The sequence below is a fragment of the Roseovarius sp. genome, from assembly GCF_965228755.1.
Lineage (GTDB): Bacteria > Pseudomonadota > Alphaproteobacteria > Rhodobacterales > Rhodobacteraceae > Roseovarius.
In genome coordinates this window covers 66,357-87,949 of the sequence record NZ_CBDDIG010000005.1, presented here as the reverse complement: position 1 = coordinate 87,949, position 21,593 = coordinate 66,357, and the positions used below count along the sequence as shown (strand labels likewise).

Below are 21,593 nucleotides of genomic sequence, written 5' to 3'. Positions count from 1 at the left end.
TGTGCCTGTCTGGTGGCCCGGCATCACGGTGCCTCGGTGAGGGTCTGGCCGTCGCGCGCCACGACCGCCCCGTTCTTGAGCACCAGCCGCCGCGGCGGGTGCGCCACGACCGCGTGTGCCACGGCCTCGGCCTCGACCAGCACGAGGTCGGCAACGCTGCCCTCGTTCAGGCCGTAGCCTTCAAGCCCCATCACCTCGGCTCCGCCGTGGGAGCAGCACCAGAGCGCATGCTCGACATCCGGATCGGTGCGGAAATTGTTGCGTAATCCCAGCAGCATGGCACGTTCCAGCATGTCGGCATTGCCATAGGGCCCCCACGTGTCGCGGATGCCGTCGGAGCCGGCGCAGAGGGTGATCCCCCGCTCGCGCAGCTCCGCCGCCGGCGGGACGGGGCGCGAGGGTGTGGCGACGGTGGCGATGAAGACCTTCTCCTCGGCGAGTTGGTCCATCAACCCATGGGCGCGGGCGCGATCGGCCATGCCAAGACAGAACGCGTGGCTGATCGTGACCTGCCCCTGCATCCCGTGGGCGCGGGTTCGGTCGAGGATCATCTCCATCGAGAAGGCGCCCAGCTCGTCGGGCTCATGCAGGTGAATGTCGATCGGCTTGCCATGTTTCTCGGCCATCGCGAACACGGCGTTGAGCTGGCCTTTCGGGTCGCGGTCGATCCCGCAGGGGTCGAGCCCGCCGACCACGTCGGCACCGTTCGCCAGGGCGGTTTCCATCAGCTCGGCCGTGCCTGGGCGGCTCATCATGCCCGATTGCGGGAAGGCGACGATCTCGATGTCGACCTGCCCCTTGAGCACTTCGCGGGTCTGCGCCACCCCCTCGAACCCGGCAAGACCGATCTCGGTGTCGATATCCACGTGGCTGCGGATCGCGGTCGAGCCGTGCGACAGCGACAAAAGCGCCTGCCGCATCGACTGGCGGTGCGGGTCGATGTTCCATTCGGTCTTCAGCCGCCGCTCGGTGTCGATCTTGTCGATCAGCCGCGGGCCGGCCTGGTGCGGGCGCCAGCCCATGCCCCAGAGGGACTTGTCGAGGTGGGTATGCGCCTCGACGAGGCCGGGCAGAAGGATGGCCCCTGCCCCGTCCTCGGCGGCACTTCCCTCGGCCGACTGCCCCGACGCGACCTTCGCGATCCGCCCGTCGCGGATCAGGATATCGGTGGCCTCCGCGCCCCACGGGCGGACGTTCTGCAACAACAGCGTTCCACTCATTCCATTACCTTCCTGTCAGTCAGTCACGCGATGCGCGCGGTTTGCAGCGCCGCGGTGGGCAACAGCTCGAACTGGTCGTTCGAGACGATGTAATTGTCGGCATGCAGCCGGGCGATGGGCTGGTACTTGTCGGGCCGCACGTAGCGCCCGTTCTCGTCGAGGCATTCGTCGCGCACATGCATCTGCACGACCTCGCCCAGCACGATCGACCGGCGCGGATATTCGAGGATCTGCGCCACCCGGCATTCCATCGCGCAGGGCGCTTCCTTCACCCAACCGGGCTCGACCTGCCGCGAGGGGGCAAGCGACAGGCCCGTCACCTCCAGCTCGTCCACGCCCTGGGGAAAGTTGATGCCGCAATCCACCATCTGCTGGGCGATGGCCATGTCGCACATGTTCACCACGAATTCCCGGCTGCGGCGGATGTTGGTGATCGTGTCCTTCGGCGCGCCGTCGGGGCGCACCTGGATGCCGAGGATGACCAGAGGCGGGTCTTGGGAGAACACGTTGAAGAAGCTCATCGGCGCGGCGTTCGACGTGCCGTCCTCGTCCAGCGTGGTGACAAGGGCGATCGGGCGCGGGGCGACGAAGCTGCACAGCAGGCGATAGCGGTCGCGCTGGTCGAGCCTGGTGAAATCGACCTCCATCAGGCACCCCCGGCGCTGGCGCGCAGTTGCATCGTCGGCGCGTCACTTTGCGCCTGTGGCCCCTTGGCCAGCGGCGGTATGCGCCCCTCCTCGGCGGCGTGGCACGACACCCGCGCATCACCGGGCATGGCCCGCAATTGCGGCGGCTCGGCCTTGCAGCGGGCATTGGCCAGGGGACAACGGGGGTGGAAGGTGCAGCCCGGCGGCGGGTTGATCGGGTTCGGCACCTCGCCCGCCACCGGCGCCCGGTCGCGCCGGGTCATCTCCATGTCGGGGATCGTGTCCATCAGCAGGCGGGTGTAGGGGTGGGTGGGGTTGTGGAAGACCTGCTCCGCCGGGCCCACCTCGACCAGCCGGCCCAGGTACATCACGCCCACGTAATCCGACATGAAATCGACCACGGCCAGGTCATGGCTGATGAACAGGTAGGTCAGCCCCAGCTCCTCCTGCAAATCACGCATCAGGTTGAGGATCTGCGCCTGCACCGAGACGTCGAGCGCCGAGGTCGGCTCGTCACAGACTAGAAAATCGGGGCGCGAGGAAATGGCCCGCGCGATCGAGATGCGCTGGCGTTGCCCGCCCGAGAATTCATGCGGGAACTTCTCGCCGTCGCGGGCGTTCAGCCCGACCAGTTCCAGCAGGCGGCCGACCTCGTCACGCTCTTCCTGCTTCGAGCCCACCAGCCCGAACGAGCGCAGCGGCTCGGCGATGATGTCGCGCACCCGCCAGCGCGGGTTGAGGCTGGCATAGGGATCCTGAAAGATCATCTGGATACGCCGGCGATACTCGGCCCGCTGCGAGGCTTCCAGATCGGTCAGATCGGCCCCGTCGAAGATGACCTTGCCCTCGGTCGGCCCGTAAAGCCCGACCACCAGCTTGGCCACCGTCGACTTGCCGCAGCCGGATTCCCCCACGAGGCTGAAGGTCTTGCCCTTCGGCACGGCGATATCCAGCCCGTCGACGGCGCGCAGATGCTGCACCGGCTTGCGCTCGATCACCCGGTTCAGGAGCGGCGGCGAGAGGTCGAAATGCTTCTTCATTCCGGTGATGGACAGAAGCGGCGTTTCGCCCTGGCTTGTCACGGTCTGCATCACTGGGCTCCTTCATACAAAAGGCAGGCGACCTGCCCGTTATCGACCTTCACGGCGCAAGGTTTCACGCGGGTACAGGCCTCGGTCGCTTTCGGGCACCTGGGGTGGAAGGCGCAGCCCGACGGCAGGTCGGTCAGCCGGGGCATCGCACCGTCGATCTGGGTCAGGCGCTTTAGCCCGCCACCGACGACGGGGATCGAGCCCATCAGCCCCTTGGTGTAGGGGTGACGCGGGTCTTTCACGACCTGTTCCACCGGCCCGATCTCGACCAGCCGGCCGGAATACATCACCGCCACCCGGTCGGCGGTTTCGGCGATGACGCCCATGTCATGCGTGACGAGGATCACCGCCGCGCCGTGCTCGCGGCACATCCGCTTGAGCAGCGCGAGGATCTGCGCCTGGATCGACACGTCTAGCGCCGTGGTGGGCTCGTCGGCGATCACCAGCTTCGGATCGGCACAGAGCGCGAGCGCGATGACCACCCGCTGCCGCATCCCGCCCGAGAACTGGTGCGGATAGTGGTCGACTCGCTGTTCCGGCGCGGGGATGCCCACCTCGGCCAGCAGGTCGATGGCCCGCTTCCGGGCCGCCTCTTTCGACATGGCCATATGCGTCTGGATCGTCTCGACCAGTTGCTTGCCCACGGTCAAGAGCGGGTTCAGGCTGGTCAGCGGATCCTGGAAGATCGCGCCGATCTTGCGCCCCCGCAGCGGGCGCATCGCATCCTTCGACAGGGTGTCGATGCGCTGGCCCTCGAAGTGGATCTCGCCACCGCTGATATGGCCGGGCCGTTCCAGCAGGCCGGTAATCGCGGTGCCGGTCAGGGATTTGCCGGCGCCGGATTCCCCCACCATGCCAAGGATTTCCCCCGGTGCGAGGTCGAAGGTGATGTTGTCGACGGCGCGCAGCGGCCCGTGGCGGGTGTCGAAGGCGATCGACAGGTCGCGCACCTGCAGCAGCGGGTCGGCGGATTGGGTCATGGTTTGCATCTGTCCGTCTCCTCAGCGCAGTTTCGGATTGAGCGCGTCGCGCAGCCAGTCGCCCAGCAGGTTCACCGCCAGCACCAGCGCCACAAGCGTCAGCGAGGGGAAGATCACGATCCACCAGGCGCCCGAGAACAGGTACTCGTTGCCGATGCGAATCAGCGTGCCCAGCGACGGGTTGGTCGGCGGCATGCCGACGCCGAGGAACGACAGCGTCGCCTCGATCAGGATCGCCATGGCAAGGTTGATCGTCGCGATCACCAGCACCGGCCCCATCACGTTGGGCAGGATGTGGCTGAAGATAATCGCCGAGGGGCGGCGGCCCACAAGCTGGGCGGCCAGCACGTATTCGCGGTTCTTCTCGACCAGGGTCGAGCCGCGCACGGTGCGGGCATACTGCACCCAGGTGGTGATGGTGATGGCGAAGATCAGCACCACCAGTGCGGCGCTGTCATGCAGCTCGCGCGGCAGGATGCCCCGCGCGATCCCGCTGACCAGCAGCGCCACGAGGATCGTCGGAAAGCTGAGCATCACGTCGGCGATGCGCATGAAGAAGGCATCGACCATCCCGCCGAAATACCCGCTGACAAGGCCGACGACGACACCCAGCACCATTGCCAGCGCGACGCTGATGAAGCCCACCGCCAGCGAGATGCGCGAGCCGTAGAGGATGGCCGAGAATACGTCGCGCCCCTGGTTGTCGGTGCCCAGAAGGTACCGCGGATCGCCCCCCTCGGCCCATGCCGGGGGCAGCTCGCTGTCCAGCAGGCTGAGCGTCGAGACGTCGAACGGGTTATGCGGCGCGATCCAGGGTGCCAGCGCGGCGGCAAGGATCATGCCGATGGTCACGACGAAGGCGATCACGGTGATCCGCGAGGTGCGGAAGTTGTAGAACAGGTCGCTGCCGAAGAAGGCGGCGAGCCGTGAGTGTTTTCCGATGAGGGTTGCCATGGGTCGGATCTCCTTGGATCAGGCGCGGCCCGCGCGGATCGACAGGCGCGGATCAATGGCGAAGTAGAGCAGGTCGACGACCATGTTGATGACGACGAAAACCAGCGCGACCAGCACGAGATAGGCCGACATCACCGGGATATCGCCGAAGCTGACCGCCTGGATGAACAGCAGGCCCATGCCCGGCCACTGGAACACCGTCTCGGTGATGATGGCGAAGGCGATCATCGCACCCAGCTGTAGGCCGACGATGGTGATCACCGGCATCAGCGTGTTGCGGAAGGCATGGCCGAAATGCACCGCCCGGTTGGTCAGGCCCCTTGCCCGGGCAAAGCGCACGTAGTCCGAGCGAAGGGTCTCGAGCATCTCGGCCCGCACCAGCCGCATGATCAGCGTGACCTGGAAGAGCCCCAGCATGATTGCCGGAAGGACCAGCGATTTCAGCCCGCTTACCGTCAGAAGCCCGGTCGACCACCAGCCGATATCGACCACGTCGCCGCGCCCGAAGGAGGGCAGCCAGTTCAGCCAGACCGAGAAGACGAGGATCAGCAGGATGCCGGTCACGAAAGTTGGTACCGATATGCCGACCAGCGACAGGATCTGCATGGAATTGCTGAGAAATCCCTTTCGATGCAGCGCCGTGTAGATGCCCATCGGCACCCCCATCGCCAGCGCGAAGATCGCGGCGGCCAGGACCAGTTCCAGCGTCGCCGGAAGGCGCTCGGCGATCAGGTCGCTGACCGGGCGCTTGTTGCGGTAGGAGATCCCGAATTCGCCCTGTGCCGCGCCGGTGACGAAGCGGGCAAACTGGGTCGTGACGGGGGCGTTCAGTCCAAGCTGTTCGCGCAGATCGTGCCGCTCTTCCGCCGAGGCGTTCTCGGGCAGCATGCTGTTCACCGGGTCGCCGACGAAGCGGAACATTGAGAAGGCGATCAGGGCAACGGCCAGCATGACGAGGATGGACTGGATCAGACGCCGGAGGATGAAGGCTGTCATGGGAACGGACTCCGGATGTTGGGTTCGATGTGGTCGCGTATGTCTCGGCCGTCGGCCCGTGCGGCCGGGAGAAGTGCCGCGCGGGCCGGGCCGTGACCCATCCTACTCGATGGTGGCGTACCAGAGGCGCGGTTTGTTATCCGCGGTGACGCTCAGGTTGACCCCGTCGCGCACGGCCCAGGCCAGCGGCTGCTGGTGCAGCGGGATGATGGCGACGTCGTCACGCGCGATCGTCAGCGCGTCCTTCATCATCTGGGTGCGCTTTTCCTCGTCAAGCTCGGTCGCGATCTTGGCGGTCAGCGCGTCGATCTCGGGGTTGGAATAGCCGCCGGGGTTCCATGCCCCCATGCGGTCGCCGGGCGTGTGCAGCAGCGCCGACAGAACGCTGTAGCTGTCCAGCATCGGCAGGGTGGCCCAGCCGACCATGTAGACATCCGCCCCGCCGGCCAGCACCTTTTCGAAATGTTTCGAATTGGTCTGGGCCGTCAGCCGCGCCTTGACGCCGATGCGGGCCCACATGGCGGTGATCGCCTGGCAGATTTCCTCGTCGTTGACATAGCGGTCGTTCGGGCAATCCAGCCCGACTTCGAACCCGTCGGGATACCCTGCCTCTTCCAGCATGCCCTTGGCGGCCTCGGCATCTGCGGCCGGTCGGGTGTCGAGCGCCTCGTCGAAGCCCGGCACCTGCGGCGCCACGAGCAGCGCGGCGTTGCGCGAACGGCCCCGCATGATCTTGTCTTGGATGAGGTCCATGTTGATCGCAAGCTGCAGCGCTTCGCGCACCTTGCGATTCTTCAGGGGATTGTCGTCTGTGAGGTTCGAATTATGCAGCGAATCCGCATAGTTCAGCCCCAGCATGATGGTACGCAAGCTGGGTGTTTCGATCACCGAGACACCTTCTGCGCGGTTGATCCGCTCGATATCCTGAAGCGGCGCGGGCGTGATGAAATCAAGCTCGCCCGACAGCAGCGCGGCAATGCGTGTGGCGTCGGAACCGATGGGGCTGAACTCGATCCGGGTCAGGTTGTGCTGCGGCTCGTCCCACCAGCCGTCGTTCACGGCCAGAACCGTGCGCGCGTCGGGCTGGCGGCTTTCGAGGATGAAGGGGCCGGTCCCGTTGGAGTTGGCCACGGCGTAGTTTTCCTTGCCCCGGCGCATGTCGGCGGGCAGCAGGGCGTCGTGCTCCTCCATCCATTCCTTGTCAAGAATGTAAATGTTGGTGAGATAGTTGAGCACGATCGGATCGGGCCCTTTCAGGACCAGGTCGACGGTCAGGTCATCGACCTTCTCGGCGCTTTCCAGACCGGGCAGGTTGCTCTTGACCGGCGAGGTCTCGTGGCTTGCCCGTTCGAGCGAGGCCACGACATCATCCGCCGTGAAAGGGTTGCCGTTGTGGAAGGTCACGCCTTCGCGCAGCTTGAAGCGCAGGCGGGTCGGCTCGACGAATTCCCACGATTCGGCCAGGGCGGCCTCGACCTCGAGGTCCTTGTTGTAACGCACCAGCCCTTCGTAGACGTGGTTGAGAAAGCCGATCGTGTTGCTTTCCGTCATCGAGTGCGGGTCCATCGCCGCGATATCGGCGGAATCGGCCATGCGCAGCGTGTTCGCCGATGCGAGGCCCAGGCTGAGGCCGAGGGCCGCGATGGCGGTTCCGGTGAAAAGTCTGAAGTTCATCTGTAACTCCCGTTGGTTGACGATGCCTTGCACGCTTCTTCAGGCGTGCTTGCCGGCGGCGAAGCCCCGGTTGGATGGTGTGGTTGCACCGGGGCCGATACCGAAGAAGATTTCATAATTGTGTACAAAAGTAAAATAAAATCGTACACAATATTAGAGAGGCTTTCACACAACGGTTGTATACGGTATGCTCCGAACCATTGTTTGCAGATAGGATCATGGAGGGGTCGGCGTCGCCGCCGCACCGGTCGCGCGACACCGCAAGGAGAGGCATAATGAACAAGACTTCGACCCTGTCCGCCGCGCCCGGAGGCGCCGAAACCGTCGATAGTGATCAGATTTACAACAGAATTTTTGATGCCATCGTCGATCACAACCTCGCCCCCGGAACGCATCTCAAGGAAGACGAACTGTGCGACATCTTCGGCATCGGCCGGACCCGGATGCGGGCGGTGCTGTCCCGTCTGGCCGCGGATCACGTGGTCAACCTGGTCGCCAATCGCGGCGCGTTTGTCGCGAAGCCGTCGGTCGAGGAAGCGCGTGAAGTGTTCCGCGCGCGGCGGGTGATCGAGTGCCACCTGGCCGAGCGCGCGGCCGTGAATGCAAGCGATTCGATCCGCGAGGCGATGCACGCCCACCTCCAGCACGAGAACCGTGCGAGGGCGGCGGGGGATGTGGTGCAGGTGATCAAGCGGTGTGGGAAGTATCACCAGGTGCTGGCGGACCAGGCGGACAGTCCGATCATGGCGCATTTCGTCAGGGAGCTGATTGCCCGGTCGTCGCTGATCATCGCGGTTTACGAGGCCAAGACCCCCGACGAGGCGGAGCTGGAAGAGCACACGCGGCTGACCGAGCTGATCCTTGAAGGCCAAGGAAACAAGGCATCGGAGCTGATGGACCGCCATTTGCGGGGGATCGAGAGCCGGCTTGATTTCTCGTCCAAGGACGACACCAGGCGCGACCTTCGTTCGAGCCTGCTGAGCCCCTGAAGCCCGGCGTACCCGCCGCCGGAAAAGGCCGTCAGACGCCGGAAATCCAACGTCGGTATAACGTCGGTATTACGTCGGTATTTTGTCGGTGCGCGGGACGGTGCGAGGGATGGTGCCGGCGGCGAATGGCCCGGTCACTGGTCGCCGATATGCATGAATTCGCGAAACGCCAGCGCCGCGCGGTTGAGCTCGACATTGGCGGCCCAGGCGAGGCCCACGTCCATGGTCGGAACCGCATCGGCCAGCGAGACCACCTCGACCCGGCGACCGTCGAGGGACCATTGCCGGTAGACCATGTCTGACAGGATGGTGACGCCCATGCCGCTGGCCACCAGCGAGCGCACCGCCTCGACCGAGGAGGTGCGGAAGATGGTGTTGGGGCGGTAGGCCGTCTTGTTCCAGTACCGCTGGGCGGTGTTGCTGGCCTCGTCGACCGTCAGCATGATGTAGGGCTCTCGCGAGACGTCGGCGAGGGTGATGTTGCTTTGCGAAAGCAGCGGATGCAGCGAGGGCAGCCAGAGCCTGCGCCGGGACTGCATGAGCGTTTCGAACTTCAGCCCCTCCTGGTCGACGATGTTGGAGGTGAGCATCACCGCCAGATCGAAACTGCCGGAGACCAGCCCGTCCTCGATGGCAACGCGGGAGGCCTCTGTCAGTTGCAGGTCGATGCCGGGGAAGGAGCGCTGGAACTGTTCGAGATAGGGCGGGATGTAGTAGCCCGCCACGGTATAGGTGAGCGCGAGGCGCAACGGGCCGGTGACCCCGTCCCGCTTGCGGCCCGGCGAGCGCACCGCCTCGTCGACCGCGGCCAGGACGCGACGGGCATGGACGAGGAAATTGCTGCCCTCGTAGGTGAGGCTGACGCCGGAGCCGTGGCGTTTGAAGAGCGGCGTGGCGACGATCTCTTCCAGTTGCTTGATCGCGTTGGTGAGCGCCGACTGGGAGACGCTGAGCTCTCGGGCCGCGCGGGAGAACTGGCCGGCATTGGCCACGGCGATGAAGTATTGAATCTGGCGCAGGGAGGGCTGTTTCATTTTATTGATATCTGACATCAATCTTTTGCATTACTGGTAACGCTATACGTGTTGCCGGCCCCGCCGGCAAGCCGGCGACGGCGCGACAGCCCCCGAACGATTGCCCATTCGCTTTGCATGGTTCTTCAGGTTTTCACTGGAAACCGGTGCATTTTCGGGCACGGATCGCTGTTCGACCTATTATAAAAAAATGAGATAAATAAATACTTTTATTAGTATTTAACATTTCCGGTCAGGGTCCGTACAGTTTTTGACAGACCGTCGGCAAGGCGGCGTGACACTGATCGAACTGTCCCCTGGAGGAAGAAATGAAACCACTGAAAAGATTTCTGGGCGGCACGTCCGCCGCGGCGCTGGTGCTGGGCATCGGCTCGGCCGCGCAGGCCGCAGACAACTGGTTCCCCTACTCGGTCGAGGTGTGGGATCCGCCCTTCGACATGTCGAGCCCGCGGACGAGCGTGGATTACGAACCGCTCGAGAAGGCGAGCGAGAAATGGGACATCTGCGTCTCGTTCCCGCACATGAAGGACGCCTACTGGCTGGGTGTCGACTATGGCGTGGTCGAAGAGGCCAAGCGCCTCGGGGTCGCCGCGACCGTGGTCGAGGCCGGCGGGTATACCGAACTCAACACCCAGATCTCGCAGATCGAGGATTGCGTCTCGGCCGGGGCCGACGCGGTGATCATCGGGGCGATTTCCTATGACGGGCTGAACAACGTGGTCGAGGAGATCCGCGCGAAGGACATTCCGGTGATCGACGTGATCAACGGCATGTCGTCAGACAAGCTGTCGGCCAAGTCGCTGGTCTCGTTCGGCGAGATGGGGGCGAAGGCGGGGCAGTACCTTGCCGAGCTTCACCCCGCGGGCAGCGAGGCCGTGCAGGCGGCGTGGTTCCCCGGGCCGGCCGGGGCCGGCTGGGTCGAGGCGGGCAATACCGGCTTCCTCGGCGCGGTGGAAGGCAGCGCGCTCGAGGTGGTCGATACCAAGTATGGCGACACCGGCAAGGAAGCGCAGGCCGCGCTGGTCGAGGATGCGCTCGAGACCTATCCGGACCTCGACTATATCGTCGGCACGGCGGTAACCGCCGAAGCGGCGGTGCCGATCCTGCGGTCGCGGGGGCTGACCGATACGGTCAAGGTGGTCTCGTACTACTATACCCCGGGCGTGGATCGCGGGATTTCCCGCGGGCAGATCCTTGCGGCGCCGACGGATTCCACGGTGATCCAGGGCCGGATCGCGGTGGACCAGGCCGTGCGCCTGTTGCAGGGCGAGGAGGTTCTCAAGCATGTGGGGCCGGCGCTTTACGTCGTGAACCAGGAGAACCACGGCGAGTTCGACCCGTCCTCGACGCTGGCGCCCGACGGGTTCCGCCCGGTCTTCGCGGTCGAGTAAGAGAACCGGGGAGACCGAGGCCATGACTTCTCCCGCTCCGGCGCTCGTGCGCGGCGGCAACGCAACCGGTATTGGTGAGGTGCTGATCGAGACCCGATCGCTTACCAAGGACTATCCGGGCGTGCGGGCGCTGGATGCGGTGGATTTCGATCTGCGCGCGGGAGAGGTGCATGTGCTTTTCGGAGAGAACGGCGCCGGCAAGTCGACACTGATTTCGATCCTTGCCGGGGCCAACCAGCCGACATCGGGAACCATCCTGTTCCAGGGCCGCGAGGTGGAGCTGCATTCGGTGCATGACGCCCGCGCGCTCGGGGTGTCGGCGGTGTTCCAGGAGTTTTCCCTGATCCCGCAGATGACGGTGGAGGAGAACCTGTTCCTGGGCGCCGAGCCCACGAAGGGCGGGTTCCTGGACCGGAAGCGCAGCCGGGAGCATGCGCGGGAGATCCTGGAAGAGCTGGATTTCCGGCTTGATCCGGCGGCGCGGGTCGACCGGCTGACCCGGGCCGAACAGCAGATGATGGAGATCGCCAAGGCGTTCCGGTCGGACCTGTCGGTGCTGATCCTCGACGAGCCGACCGCGTCGCTGACGAACCACGAGACCGACCAGCTTTTCCGGCTGATCGGCGGGCTGACGGCGCGGGGCATCGGGATCGTCTACATCACCCACAGGATGGCCGAGATCCGGCGGATCGGCGACCGTATCACCGTGCTGCGGGACGGGCGGTATATCGAGACGGTCGAGGCGCAGGAGGCCTCGGAGGACGACCTGGTGAAGCTGATGACCGGGCGCGAGGTGGGGGCGATCTTTCCGGAGCGGATCACCGCGCCCGCGGGCGAGACGGTGCTGCGGATCGAGGGCCTGACGACGCGGGACGACACCGTGCGGGACGCCTCGCTCGAGGTTCGGGCGGGCGAGATCGTGGGGCTGGCCGGGCTGGTGGGCGCCGGCAAGTCTGAGGTTCTCCAGGCCGCGTTCGGCGGCAAGGCGATTGCGGGGGGCCGGGTCAGCTATCTCGGGCAGGACATTACCGGGCACAGCCCGAAGCGGAACATTCGCGGCGGGTTTCTCTACCTGCCGTCGGACCGGCGCAACGAGGGGCTGCTGATGATGCGCTCGGCGAGGGAGAACATGTCGCTGGCGGCGCTCGACGCGCGGCCGTTCTCGAGCGGGCCGCTGCTGACGCCGGGTGGCGAGCGGCAGGCGGCGCTGGAGCTGGCCGAGCGGCTGAACCTGCAGCCGCGGCGGATCGAGCGGGCGGTCGATCACTTCTCGGGCGGGAACCAGCAGAAGGTGATGCTGGCCCGCAGCCTGACGCGCGATTTCCGCCTGATTGCCTTCGACGAGCCGACGGTGGGGGTGGACGTGGGCACGCGGGCGGCGATCTACGAGTTCATCGTGGGGCTGGCGCGGCAGGGGGTGGCGATCGTGCTGATCTCGTCCGATCTGCCGGAGATCCTGAACCTCAGCAACCGGGCCTACGTGTTCTATCGCGGCCGGGTGCAGGCCGAGATCGCGGCCGAAGAGCTGACCGAGGAGGCCGTGCTGGGGAATTTTTTCGAAAGGGAGGTGGCCTGATGGCCCAGGACCGGAATGCCGGGACCGCGACGCCGGAGGGCGGCGTGACGCTTTTTCTGAAACGGGCTTTCGTCAAGCTGGGGATCCTGCCGTTCCTGCTGGTGGCGGCGGTGGTGATCTTTGCGCTGATGTCGGACAATTTCCTGACGGCGCGCAACCTGACCAACGTGCTGCGGCAGTCGGTGTACCTGATGATCGTGTCGATCGGGCAGATGCTGGCGCTGCTGACGGGCGGGTTCGACCTGTCGGTGGGCACGGTGCTGGCGCTGAGTTCGGTGGCCGGGGCGATGGCGATGGCGGCGATCTATGCGGCGATGCCCGAGGCGGTGTGGCTGGCGATCGTGCTGGGGTGTCTCGTCGGGGTCATGGCGGGCACGCTGATCGGGGTGGTCAACGGCGTGGGCGTGGCGTTCTTCAACGTCTCGCCCTTCATGATGTCGCTAGGCATGGCGTCGGTGGGGTTCGGGATCGCGCTGTTCCTGACGGGGGGTGTGCCGGTCTACGGGATGCCCATCGCGTTCGGCGACACGTTCGGGTTCGGCACGGCCTTAGGCGTGCCGGTGCCGGTGCTGGTGGCCGCGGTGCTGATCGCGGTGCTTTACGTCATCCTGTACCGGACACCGTTCGGCCGCCATTTCTATGCCGTGGGCGGCAATATCAAGGCGGCGTCGCTGTCGGGGATCAACACGCAGGGCACCCTGTTCTTCACCTACGTGCTGTGCGCCTTTTTCGCCGCCGTGGCGGGAATGCTGCTGACCGCGCGGCTGGATACCGGCGAGGCCAATATCGGCGCCTCGATGCCGCTGGAATCGATCGCCGCCTGCGTGATCGCCGGGGTCAGCCTGCGCGGCGGTGTCGGGCGGCTGGAGAACGTGGTGCTGGGCGCCCTGTTCATCGGGCTGGTGCAGAACGGCATGAACCTCGCCCGGATCGAGAGCTATCTGCAGACGGTCGTGCTGGGCGCGCTGCTGATCCTTGCGGTGATCGCGGACCAGTTCCGGCTGAAATACGTGGCAACACTGAAAGATTGAGGGAGGAGGCGCCATGCGGGCGGACATCAATTGTGACATGGGTGAGAGTTTCGGCCTGTACCGTATGGGCAACGATGCCGGGATCATGCCCTATATCACGCAAGCTAACGTGGCCTGCGGCTTTCACGCCTCGGACCCGAACCACATGCGCGACACCGTCGCGCTGGCCAAGCAACACGGCGTCAAGGTGGGGGCGCATGTCTCGCTGCCCGACCTGCCCGGCTTTGGACGGAGGGAAATGAAGATCGAGCGCGAGGAGATGGCCAACATCATCCTCTACCAGATCGGGGCGCTTTGCGCGTTCCTGAAGCAGGAGGACATGGCGCTGAGCCATATCAAGCCGCATGGCGCGCTGTACGGCATGGCGGCCCGCGAGAAGCACATCGCCGAGGCGGTGGCCGATGCCGCGCTGGTCTACGGCGTGCCGGTGACCGGCATTGCCGGCACGCTGCACGAGGAAATCTATGTCAAGCGCGGGGTCACCTTCCTGCCGGAATTCTTTGCCGATCTCGACTATGACGACGACGGCAAGCTGATCATCACGCGCGAGCACGAGGCGGTGGCGCCGGCGCTGGCCGCCGACCGCGCCGTGGCCGCGGTGCGCGATGGCAAACTGACGACGGTGGGGGGCAAGACCCTTCCGGTGAAGGCGCAGACCGTCTGCGTGCATTCCGACACGCCGGATTCTGTGGCGATCGGCAAGGCGGTCTTTGACGCGCTCAACCGGCTGGAAGCGGCCTGAGACCATATTCGGACACGGCATCATCAACGGGAGTAGAGACATGGCCAAACACGAGATCAAATCGCCCATTCCGGGCACGTTCTTTCGCAAGCCCGCCCCCGAGGAGCCGCCGTTCAAGGAGGTGGGCGACAGCGTGGAGAAGGGCGACGTGATCGCGCTGGTCGAGGTGATGAAGACCTTTCACGAGATCAAGGCGGATGGCGCGGGCACGATCTCGGCCTTTCCGGTGGAAGACGGCGACCCCGTGACCCCCGGCGCCGTCATCGCCGAGCTGGATTGACGCGATGGCCGATAAGCTGCCGATCAAGACGATCCTGATCGCCAATCGCGGCGAGATTGCCTGTCGGGTAAACCGTGCCGCCAAGGAGCTTGGGCTGAAGGTGGTCCAGGCCGTCAGCGAGGCCGACACCGAGAGCCTTGCCGCGCGGCTGGCCGACGAGGTGAAGGTGATCGGGCCGCCGCAGGCCGCCAAGTCGTATCTCGATGTCGACGCGCTGCTGGCCGCCGCGAAGGAAAGCGGCGCCGACGCGGTGCATCCGGGTTACGGGTTCCTGTCCGAGAATGCCGGGTTCGCCGACGCGGTAGAGGCCGCCGGCCTGGTCTTCGTGGGCCCGTCGGGCGACACGATCCGGCTGATGGGGGACAAGGCCGCCGCGCGAGAACAGGCGCAGAAGGCGGGCGTACCCACGGTTCCGGGCAGTGACGGGGTGATCACCGACATGGACGAGGCCGAGCGGCTGGCCGGCGCGGTGGGATACCCGGTGATGATCAAGGCCGCGGCCGGCGGCGGCGGCCGCGGCATCCGGGTGGCCGACGATGCCGAGGCGTTCCGCAAGCTTGCCCCGCAGGCCTCGAACGAGGCGAAGGCGGCGTTCGGTGACGGCGGCATCTATATCGAGAAGGTGATCGAGCGCGCCCGGCATATCGAGGTGCAGGTGCTGGGCGACGGTCGCGATGTGGTGCATTTCTTCGACCGGGAATGTTCGTTGCAGCGGCGGCGGCAGAAGGTCTGGGAAGAGGCGCCGTCGGCGGCGGTGGACGAAGCTGTGCGCGAGAAATTGTGCGCGGCGGCCGTCGACCTGGCGAAATCGGTGCAGTATCGCGGGGCGGGAACGGTGGAGTTCCTGTACGACGACGAGACCGGCGAATTCTATTTCATCGAGATGAACACCCGCATCCAGGTCGAGCACCCGGTGACGGAGATGATTTGTGGCACCGACCTTGTGGCCGGGATGATCCGGGTCTGTGCCGGGGCGCCGCTGGGCATCGCGCAGGGCGAGATCGCCCGCGAGGGCCACGCCATCGAGGTGCGGCTGAACGCCGAGGATCCGGCCAACGGGTTCATGCCCTTCCCCGGCGTGGTGAGCGGGCTGAAGGTTCCCGGGGGCGAAGGCATCCGGTTCGATCACATGCTTTACGACGGGTACGCGATCCCGCCCTTCTACGACTCGCTTCTGGGCAAGCTGATCGTCTGGGCGCCGGACCGGGCGCAGGCCATCGCACGGATGAAGGAGGCGCTGAGCACGCTGAAGATCGGCGGGCTGCCCACCACCGCGCCGCTGTTCACCGCGCTGGCCGACAGCGCGGACGTGCAGGCCAACGCGGTGCATACGCGGTGGCTCGAGCCGTGGCTGGAGCGGAACATCGACAAACTCACCAAACAGGGAGAGACAACGACATGAGCCGATACACATTCGGAGGCGACGAGCACGTGTTCGTCGAGGTCGACGAGGAAATGTCGCTCGAGGCGTTCTTCACGTCTCTGGCGATGACCAACGCGGTGCGGGAGGCGAAGATCGAAGGGGTGACCGAGATCTGCCCGGCCAATGCCTCTTTCCAGATCAAGTTCGATCCCGACAAGATCCATCCGCAGGTCCTGATGGACCGGCTGAAGGAGATGGAGGCCAGCGCCGAGAAGCAGGAGGCGAAGCTCAACACCCGGATCGTCGAGGTGCCGGTCTATTACCGGGATCCGTGGACGCACGAGACCCTCATGCGGTTCCGTGAGCGCCACCAGGATCCGAACGGCACGGACCTTGAATATGCCGCGAAGATCAACGGGTATGACAGTGTCGAGGCGTTCATCGAGGCGCATCACGGCGCGCCCTGGTTCGTGTCGATGGTGGGGTTCGTGTCGGGGCTGCCGTTCCTTTACCAGATGGTCGACCGGGCGCGGCAGATCCAGGTGCCCAAGTACCTGACGCCGCGCACCGACACGCCGAAGCAGACGGTGGGTTACGGCGGGTCGTTCTCGTGCATCTACTCGGTGCGGGGGGCGGGCGGCTACCAGATGTTCGGGATCACGCCGATGACGATCTTCGACCCGCAGCAGAAGACGCCGTACCTGAAGGATTTCATGGTGTTCTTCAAGCCGGGCGACATCGTCAAGTGGCGGCCGATCGATCGGGAGGAATACGAAACCATCGTCGCCGACGTGCAGGCCGGACGGTTCGAGCCGCGGACGGCGGACGTTGTCTTTTCGCTCGATGATTTCAACGCCGATATGGACGGCACGAATGCCAAGCTGATGGAGGCCCTCTATGCCGATTAACGTCATTTCATCCGGTATCATGACCACCATCCAGGATCTCGGGCGGCCGGGGTATTACCACCTCGGGATTCCGATCGGCGGGGCGATGGACCGGCTGGCGCTGCGGGCCGCGAACCTGTTGGTGGGCAATGCCGAGGACGCGGCCGGGCTGGAGGCGGTGTTCGTCGGGCCGGAGCTGGAGTTCACGGAAGATGCCACCGTGGCCGTCTGCGGGGCCGAGCTGCCGCCGAAGATCGACGGGGAAGAGCAGCCGACATGGACGGCGCTGGCGGTGAAGAAGGGGCAGGTTCTGTCGTTCGATTTCCTCAAGGCGGGGGCGCGGGTCTACATCGCGATTTCCGGCGGGATCAATACGCCGCCCTACCTGGGCAGCCGCGCGACCTATCCGATCGGGGCGCTTGGCGGGGTCGAGGGCCGGGCGGTGCAGCCGGGCGACACGCTGCCGCTGGGCAAGCCGGCGCGGGCGGCGACGCCCGGGGCGACGGTGCCGGAGAAGCTGCGGCGGCTGCCGGGGGGATCGGCGGAGCTGCGGGTGCTACCGGGGCTTTACTGGCACCGGATCACCGAGGCGGCGCAGGGCACGTTCTTCGAGGATACGTGGAAGGTGGCGAACGAGGCGGACCGGATGGGCTATCGGTTCCAGGGCGGTCGGCCGCTGGATTTCGTGCCGCGGGAGCAGCCGTTCAGCGCGGGTTCGGACCCGTCGAACATCACCGATGCGTGCTATCCCTACGGCTCGGTGCAGGTGCCGAGCGGCAAGGAGCCGATCGTGCTTCACCGCGACGCGGTGTCGGGCGGGGGGTATTTCATGCTCGGGACGGTGATTTCGGCGGATATGGACCTGATCGGCCAGTTGCAGCCCAATACGCCCACGCGGTTCGTCAAGGTGGACATGGACACCGCGCTGGCCGCGCGGAAGGACCGGTCGGACATGCTGGACGGGATCCGCGAGGCGATTGGCTGAGCCACCCGTAGCCTAGAGGTTCGTGAGCCCGGCCAGCACCCTGTCGGGGGTGGCGGGCATGTCGCGGAGGCGGACGCCGCAGGCGTGGTGGACGGCGTTGAGCACCGCCGCGCCGGCGCCGCAGATGCCGAGCTCGCCCAGCCCCTTGGACTGCATCGGCCCGGCCCAGGGGTCACGCTCTTCCACGAAATGCACCTCGAGCGGGGGGACGTCGGCATTGGTGGCGACGTGGTATTCGGCCAGGTCGCGGTTGACGATATGGCCGTCGCGGCGGTCATGGACCAGCCCTTCGGTCAGGGCCATGCCGATGCCCCAGGTCATGCCGCCATGGCACTGGCTGCGGGCGGTTTTCTGGTTAAGGATGCGGCCGGCGGCGAAGCTGCCCAGCATCCGGCGCACGCGAATTTCGCCGGTGATGTCGTTGACCGCGACCTCGGCGAAATGGGCGCCGAAGGTCGATTGCCGGACATCCTCGAACGCCTTGCCGGCGTCGATATGGCCGTGGCCGGTGAGCGTGTCGCCCCCCATCAGGTCGGAGAGCGCGCGGGTGGTGTTGCCGAAGGTCGCCTGCCAGTCCTTCAGGGTCAGGTCGCGCTCGTCGCACTCCATCTTCGAGGCAAGCTGCTGGCGGAGGTCGAGCGCGGCGAGCCAGGTGGCGTTGCCGGTCGAGGCCGCGCCCCATGAGCCGCCGGAGCCCGAGCCCGGCGGATACTCGGTATCGCCCAGCTTCACGGTCACGCGGTCGGCGGGCAGGCCCAGCGCCTCGCCCGCGATCTGGGTCAGGATGGCGTAGGTGCCGGTGCCGAGATCGGTCATGTCGGTTTCCACGAGCGCGCCCTCGGCGGTCAGGGTGACGCGCACCTCGGCCTCGGACAGGATGTTGACGCGGAAGGCGGCAGCCATGCCGGTGCCGATCCACCATTCGCCCTCGCGCCGTTGGCGCGGGGCGGGGTCGCGGCCCTGCCAGCCGAAGCGTTTCGCGCCGTCCTGCAGGGTTTCGGCCAGCATGTGGGAGGAGAACGGGATGCCGCTTTGCGGATCCTTCCCGGGGATGTTGCGGAGGCGCAGCTCGATGGGGTCGAGGCCCAGTTGAACCGCCAGTTCGTCCATCGCGCATTCGAAGGCGGTGACGCCCACCGCCTCGCCCGGCGCGCGGACGGAGCCGGCGGCGGGCCGGTGAAGGCGCGCGACGCGTTCGCCGATCAGCCGGTTGGCGGCGGCATAGGCGAAGGTGCTGGCCTGCGTGACCGGCTCGGCGAAGGATTCGTCGGGGAGGTTCGAGACGAGGGCCTCGTGGCCGAGCCCGGTGAGGCGCCCCTCGGCATCGGCGGCCAGCCGGATGCGCTGGCGCGTCTCGGAGCGGCGGGTAATGGTCTCGAAGACCTGCCGGCGGTGCTGGACCACGCGCACGGGGCGGTCGAGCTCCTTCGCCGCGATGGCAGCGGCGACGGTTTCGGCGGAGATGCCGAGCTTGGAGCCAAAGCCGCCGCCGACATAAGGCGAGAGCAGCCGCACACTGGCCGGGTCGATGCCGAGGCAGTCGGCCAGTTCGTTGCGATTGTATTTCAGCATCTGGAGCGAGGCGCGGACCGTCAGGTTCTCGCCGTCCCAGGCCGCCACGGCGGCGTGAGGCTCCATCGGGGCACTGGAATGGCCGGCGGTGGTGTATTCGGCGTCGAAGCTGTGGGGTGCATCGGCCATGGCGGCGTCGAGATCGCCCTGCCCGTCCGGCTCGCCTTCCGGCTCGACCGCCTGCGGGTCGACCGGGCCGGGCGGGCCCTCCGCGGTGATCTTCAGCGCGTTGGCGGCGTGGCGGGCCTGCTCGAAGCTTTCGGCGACGACGAGGGCGATGGGCTGGCCGGTATAGGCGGCGGTGTCGACGCCCTGAACGGGGGCCTCGTTGGCGGTGCCCTGGGCGGAGTTGCGGATCATGCGCGGGTCGCGGATCACGGCGAGGACGCCGGGCTTGGCACGGACATCCTCGGCATTGGTGGCGGTCAGCGCCCCCTGCCCCGGCGCGCGCACCAGTACGCCGAAGGCGCAGCCCTCGGGGACGTCGTCGGCCGCGTAGGTGGCCGCGCCGGTGACTTTCAGGTGGCCTTCTGGCCGGTCGGCCGGGGTGCCGAGCAGGCCCTGGGCGAGGCTGTCGGCGCGGTCTTCGGACTTGTCGTCGAGCTTGAGATTGATGGTCATGCCGTCGCCTCCTCGAGCACGGCGGGGAGGAGGCGCCGTGCGAGCGGTATCTTGAATGCGTCACCGCCGTGGGTTTCGGCGCCCTGCAGCAGGATGTCGGCAGCTTTCTCGAAGAGCGCCGCCGAGGGTTGGGCGCCGGTGAGGGTGGCGTCGACCTCGATATCGCGCCAGGGCTGGGGCGCGAGCCCGCCGAAACCGATGGCGGCGTGGGCGATCTTGCCATTGTCCATCCGGATCACCGCGGCGACCGAGACCAGCGCGAAGGCGTAGGAGGCGCGGTCGCGCACCTTGCGGTAGACCTGCCGGTCGCCTTTTGGAGCGGGCAGGAAGACGGAGGTGATCAGGTCGCCCGGTTCGAGCATGGTTTCGATATGCGGGGTGTCGCCGGGCAGGCAGTAGAAATTGTCGAGGTCGTAGGCGCGGCGGTGGCCCTCGGGGGATTGCACCTCGACCTGGGCGTCGAGGGCGCGCAGGGCCACGGCCATGTCGCTGGGGTGCAGCGCGATGCAGTGTTCGGAGGTGCCGAGGATGGCGTGGTTGCGGGTCTCGCCGCCCAGCGCGGCGCAGCCTTCGCCGGGGGTGCGTTTGTTGCAGGGGGTGTCGGTGTCGTAGAAATACGGGCAGCGGGTGCGTTGCAGCAGGTTGCCGCCGGTGGTGGCCTTGTTGCGGAGCTGGCCCGAGGCGCCGGCGAGCAGCGCGCGGGAGAGGACCGGCCAGTCTCGGCGGATGCGCATATCGGCGGCGAGGTCGGAATTGGTCACGGTGGCGCCGATGCGCAGGCCGCCATCCTCCTCCTCGAGGCGGTCGAGGCCGAGGCGGGTGATGTCGACGAGGGTGTCGGGGGCCATCACCTCGAGCTTCATGAGGTCGAGAAGGTTGGTGCCGCCGGCGATGAAGGCGGCACCGCGGCCGAAGCCGGCCTCGCAGGCGGCGGTGGTGTCCTCTGCGCGCAGGAAATCGAAGGGTTTCATGCCTGGTGGTCTTTCGCGTCGCGGATGGCGGCGTTGATGCCGGGGTAGCAGGAGCAGCGGCAGAGGTTGCCGCTCATCCGTTCGGAGAGTTCCGCCTCGGTCAGCTCACAGGGGCCATCCAGCGAGGGGCTGACATGGCTGGGCCAGCCGGCGTCGAGCTCGTCGAGCATGGCGGTGGCGGAGCAGATCTGGCCGGGGGTGCAGTAGCCGCACTGGAAGCCGTCATGGTCAATGAAGGCCTGTTGCAGCGGTGAGAGGGAGCCGTCGGAGAGACCCTCGACGGTGGTGATGGCGTCGCCCTCGTGCATCACGGCGAGGGCGAGGCAGGCGTTGATGCGGCGGCCGTTGACCAGCACCGTGCAGGCGCCGCACTGGCCCTGGTCGCAGCCCTTGCGCGAGCCGGTGAGGCCGAGGTGGTCGCGCAGCGCGTCGAGCAGGGTGACGCGCGGGTCGAGGTCGAGCGTATGGTCGGCGCCGTTGACGGTGAGGGTGATCTGCATGGGGTCTCCGGATGGCGGCGGCGGTCGCGGGGCGTGTGTCGGGTCAACCGACGGCCGGCGGGGATTGTTCCTGCGGGGGTCGGTTTCCG

20 protein-coding genes are annotated in these 21,593 nt (G+C 66.5%); 9 read left to right on the top strand and 11 right to left on the bottom strand.

Features of this window, described 5'->3' with window-relative positions:
• Nucleotides 1-23: 23 nt before the first annotated feature.
• From ACO07J_RS03760 to ACO07J_RS03730, 7 genes are all read right to left on the bottom strand, one after another.
• The gene (locus ACO07J_RS03760; protein ID WP_422026455.1) at nucleotides 24-1,220 is read right to left on the bottom strand and encodes an amidohydrolase family protein; all 1,197 of its coding nucleotides are present in this window, start codon (nucleotides 1,218-1,220) and stop codon (nucleotides 24-26) included.
• A 23-nt stretch (nucleotides 1,221-1,243) separates the two neighbouring features.
• Nucleotides 1,244-1,867: a flavin reductase family protein gene (locus tag ACO07J_RS03755; RefSeq protein WP_422026453.1), complete on the bottom strand. Its 624-nt coding sequence runs from the start codon at nucleotides 1,865-1,867 to the stop codon at nucleotides 1,244-1,246.
• Nucleotides 1,867-2,958, bottom strand: coding sequence for an ABC transporter ATP-binding protein (locus ACO07J_RS03750; RefSeq protein WP_422026451.1), 1,092 nt, complete (start codon nucleotides 2,956-2,958; stop codon nucleotides 1,867-1,869). The genes ACO07J_RS03755 and ACO07J_RS03750 overlap by 1 nt, the downstream gene beginning before the upstream one ends.
• A complete protein-coding gene (locus ACO07J_RS03745) occupies nucleotides 2,958-3,947 on the bottom strand; it encodes an ABC transporter ATP-binding protein (RefSeq protein ID WP_422026449.1) in 990 nt (329 codons plus the stop codon). The genes ACO07J_RS03750 and ACO07J_RS03745 overlap by 1 nt, the downstream gene beginning before the upstream one ends.
• Before the next feature lie 12 nt (nucleotides 3,948-3,959).
• Nucleotides 3,960-4,892: an ABC transporter permease gene (locus tag ACO07J_RS03740; RefSeq protein WP_422026447.1), complete on the bottom strand. Its 933-nt coding sequence runs from the start codon at nucleotides 4,890-4,892 to the stop codon at nucleotides 3,960-3,962.
• Nucleotides 4,893-4,910: 18 nt separating this feature from the next.
• Nucleotides 4,911-5,888 carry an ABC transporter permease gene (locus tag ACO07J_RS03735; RefSeq protein ID WP_422026445.1) on the bottom strand — a complete coding sequence of 326 codons (978 nt, stop codon included), beginning with the start codon at nucleotides 5,886-5,888 and terminating at the stop codon, nucleotides 4,911-4,913.
• 102 nt (nucleotides 5,889-5,990) lie between these two features.
• The gene (locus ACO07J_RS03730) at nucleotides 5,991-7,562 is read right to left on the bottom strand and encodes an ABC transporter substrate-binding protein (RefSeq protein WP_422026443.1); all 1,572 of its coding nucleotides are present in this window, start codon (nucleotides 7,560-7,562) and stop codon (nucleotides 5,991-5,993) included.
• Between the two features lie 275 nt (nucleotides 7,563-7,837).
• Between ACO07J_RS03730 and ACO07J_RS03725 the strand changes: the two genes are divergently transcribed.
• A complete protein-coding gene (locus tag ACO07J_RS03725; protein ID WP_422026441.1) occupies nucleotides 7,838-8,551 on the top strand; it encodes a GntR family transcriptional regulator in 714 nt (237 codons plus the stop codon).
• Between the two features lie 134 nt (nucleotides 8,552-8,685).
• Here the strand turns inward: ACO07J_RS03725 and ACO07J_RS03720 are convergent, their stop codons facing one another.
• Nucleotides 8,686-9,585, bottom strand: a complete 900-nt coding sequence (locus ACO07J_RS03720; RefSeq protein ID WP_422026439.1) for a LysR family transcriptional regulator — start codon at nucleotides 9,583-9,585, stop codon at nucleotides 8,686-8,688.
• A gap of 308 nt (nucleotides 9,586-9,893) precedes the next feature.
• Between ACO07J_RS03720 and torT the strand changes: the two genes are divergently transcribed.
• The 8 genes from torT to ACO07J_RS03680 are packed head-to-tail and all read left to right on the top strand — an operon-like array spanning nucleotide 9,894 to nucleotide 17,840.
• Nucleotides 9,894-10,976, top strand: coding sequence for a TMAO reductase system periplasmic protein TorT (gene torT / locus ACO07J_RS03715; protein WP_422026437.1), 1,083 nt, complete (start codon nucleotides 9,894-9,896; stop codon nucleotides 10,974-10,976).
• Between the two features lie 22 nt (nucleotides 10,977-10,998).
• Nucleotides 10,999-12,552, top strand: coding sequence for a sugar ABC transporter ATP-binding protein (locus ACO07J_RS03710; protein ID WP_422026435.1), 1,554 nt, complete (start codon nucleotides 10,999-11,001; stop codon nucleotides 12,550-12,552).
• Complete coding sequence (locus ACO07J_RS03705; protein ID WP_422026433.1) at nucleotides 12,552-13,583, top strand: ABC transporter permease; 1,032 nt, start codon at nucleotides 12,552-12,554, stop codon at nucleotides 13,581-13,583. The genes ACO07J_RS03710 and ACO07J_RS03705 overlap by 1 nt, the downstream gene beginning before the upstream one ends.
• Nucleotides 13,584-13,596: 13 nt before the next feature.
• Nucleotides 13,597-14,325: a 5-oxoprolinase subunit PxpA gene (pxpA, locus tag ACO07J_RS03700; protein ID WP_422026431.1), complete on the top strand. Its 729-nt coding sequence runs from the start codon at nucleotides 13,597-13,599 to the stop codon at nucleotides 14,323-14,325.
• Between the two features lie 40 nt (nucleotides 14,326-14,365).
• Nucleotides 14,366-14,605: an acetyl-CoA carboxylase gene (locus tag ACO07J_RS03695; RefSeq protein ID WP_422026429.1), complete on the top strand. Its 240-nt coding sequence runs from the start codon at nucleotides 14,366-14,368 to the stop codon at nucleotides 14,603-14,605.
• 4 nt (nucleotides 14,606-14,609) lie between these two features.
• Entirely contained in the window at nucleotides 14,610-16,007 is a 1,398-nt protein-coding gene (locus tag ACO07J_RS03690; protein ID WP_422026427.1) for an acetyl-CoA carboxylase biotin carboxylase subunit, read from the top strand.
• Entirely contained in the window at nucleotides 16,004-16,876 is an 873-nt protein-coding gene (locus ACO07J_RS03685) for a 5-oxoprolinase subunit B family protein (RefSeq protein WP_422026425.1), read from the top strand. Before ACO07J_RS03690 ends, ACO07J_RS03685 begins: the two co-directional genes overlap by 4 nt.
• Nucleotides 16,866-17,840 carry a biotin-dependent carboxyltransferase family protein gene (locus ACO07J_RS03680; RefSeq protein ID WP_422026423.1) on the top strand — a complete coding sequence of 325 codons (975 nt, stop codon included), beginning with the start codon at nucleotides 16,866-16,868 and terminating at the stop codon, nucleotides 17,838-17,840. Before ACO07J_RS03685 ends, ACO07J_RS03680 begins: the two co-directional genes overlap by 11 nt.
• 12 nt (nucleotides 17,841-17,852) lie before the next feature.
• Here ACO07J_RS03680 and ACO07J_RS03675 read toward each other — a convergent pair whose 3' ends face one another.
• From ACO07J_RS03675 to ACO07J_RS03665, 3 genes are read right to left on the bottom strand one after another with little or no spacing between them, the layout of a single operon-like run.
• The gene (locus tag ACO07J_RS03675; protein ID WP_422026421.1) at nucleotides 17,853-20,033 is read right to left on the bottom strand and encodes a xanthine dehydrogenase family protein molybdopterin-binding subunit; all 2,181 of its coding nucleotides are present in this window, start codon (nucleotides 20,031-20,033) and stop codon (nucleotides 17,853-17,855) included.
• Nucleotides 20,030-21,004, bottom strand: coding sequence for an FAD binding domain-containing protein (locus ACO07J_RS03670; protein WP_422026419.1), 975 nt, complete (start codon nucleotides 21,002-21,004; stop codon nucleotides 20,030-20,032). The genes ACO07J_RS03675 and ACO07J_RS03670 overlap by 4 nt, the downstream gene beginning before the upstream one ends.
• Complete coding sequence (locus tag ACO07J_RS03665) at nucleotides 21,001-21,504, bottom strand: 2Fe-2S iron-sulfur cluster-binding protein (protein ID WP_422026417.1); 504 nt, start codon at nucleotides 21,502-21,504, stop codon at nucleotides 21,001-21,003. The genes ACO07J_RS03670 and ACO07J_RS03665 overlap by 4 nt, the downstream gene beginning before the upstream one ends.
• Between the last annotated feature and the right edge of the window lie 89 nt (nucleotides 21,505-21,593).

What these genes read in the sequence shown, in the direction of transcription:
- ACO07J_RS03670 (WP_422026419.1), bottom strand. Translation starts at nt 21,004, where the DNA reads ATGAAACCCTTCGATTTCCTGCGCGCAGAGGACACCACCGCCGCCTGC.
- ACO07J_RS03750 (WP_422026451.1), bottom strand. Translation starts at nt 2,958, where the DNA reads ATGCAGACCGTGACAAGCCAGGGCGAAACGCCGCTTCTGTCCATCACC.
- ACO07J_RS03710 (WP_422026435.1), top strand. Translation starts at nt 10,999, where the DNA reads ATGACTTCTCCCGCTCCGGCGCTCGTGCGCGGCGGCAACGCAACCGGT.
- ACO07J_RS03755 (WP_422026453.1), bottom strand. Translation starts at nt 1,867, where the DNA reads ATGGAGGTCGATTTCACCAGGCTCGACCAGCGCGACCGCTATCGCCTG.
- ACO07J_RS03740 (WP_422026447.1), bottom strand. Translation starts at nt 4,892, where the DNA reads ATGGCAACCCTCATCGGAAAACACTCACGGCTCGCCGCCTTCTTCGGC.
- ACO07J_RS03730 (WP_422026443.1), bottom strand. Translation starts at nt 7,562, where the DNA reads ATGAACTTCAGACTTTTCACCGGAACCGCCATCGCGGCCCTCGGCCTC.
- ACO07J_RS03745 (WP_422026449.1), bottom strand. Translation starts at nt 3,947, where the DNA reads ATGCAAACCATGACCCAATCCGCCGACCCGCTGCTGCAGGTGCGCGAC.
- ACO07J_RS03675 (WP_422026421.1), bottom strand. Translation starts at nt 20,033, where the DNA reads ATGACCATCAATCTCAAGCTCGACGACAAGTCCGAAGACCGCGCCGAC.
- torT (WP_422026437.1), top strand. Translation starts at nt 9,894, where the DNA reads ATGAAACCACTGAAAAGATTTCTGGGCGGCACGTCCGCCGCGGCGCTG.
- ACO07J_RS03690 (WP_422026427.1), top strand. Translation starts at nt 14,610, where the DNA reads ATGGCCGATAAGCTGCCGATCAAGACGATCCTGATCGCCAATCGCGGC.
- ACO07J_RS03695 (WP_422026429.1), top strand. Translation starts at nt 14,366, where the DNA reads ATGGCCAAACACGAGATCAAATCGCCCATTCCGGGCACGTTCTTTCGC.
- ACO07J_RS03735 (WP_422026445.1), bottom strand. Translation starts at nt 5,888, where the DNA reads ATGACAGCCTTCATCCTCCGGCGTCTGATCCAGTCCATCCTCGTCATG.
- ACO07J_RS03705 (WP_422026433.1), top strand. Translation starts at nt 12,552, where the DNA reads ATGGCCCAGGACCGGAATGCCGGGACCGCGACGCCGGAGGGCGGCGTG.
- ACO07J_RS03720 (WP_422026439.1), bottom strand. Translation starts at nt 9,585, where the DNA reads ATGAAACAGCCCTCCCTGCGCCAGATTCAATACTTCATCGCCGTGGCC.
- ACO07J_RS03685 (WP_422026425.1), top strand. Translation starts at nt 16,004, where the DNA reads ATGAGCCGATACACATTCGGAGGCGACGAGCACGTGTTCGTCGAGGTC.
- pxpA (WP_422026431.1), top strand. Translation starts at nt 13,597, where the DNA reads ATGCGGGCGGACATCAATTGTGACATGGGTGAGAGTTTCGGCCTGTAC.
- ACO07J_RS03760 (WP_422026455.1), bottom strand. Translation starts at nt 1,220, where the DNA reads ATGAGTGGAACGCTGTTGTTGCAGAACGTCCGCCCGTGGGGCGCGGAG.
- ACO07J_RS03665 (WP_422026417.1), bottom strand. Translation starts at nt 21,504, where the DNA reads ATGCAGATCACCCTCACCGTCAACGGCGCCGACCATACGCTCGACCTC.
- ACO07J_RS03680 (WP_422026423.1), top strand. Translation starts at nt 16,866, where the DNA reads ATGCCGATTAACGTCATTTCATCCGGTATCATGACCACCATCCAGGAT.
- ACO07J_RS03725 (WP_422026441.1), top strand. Translation starts at nt 7,838, where the DNA reads ATGAACAAGACTTCGACCCTGTCCGCCGCGCCCGGAGGCGCCGAAACC.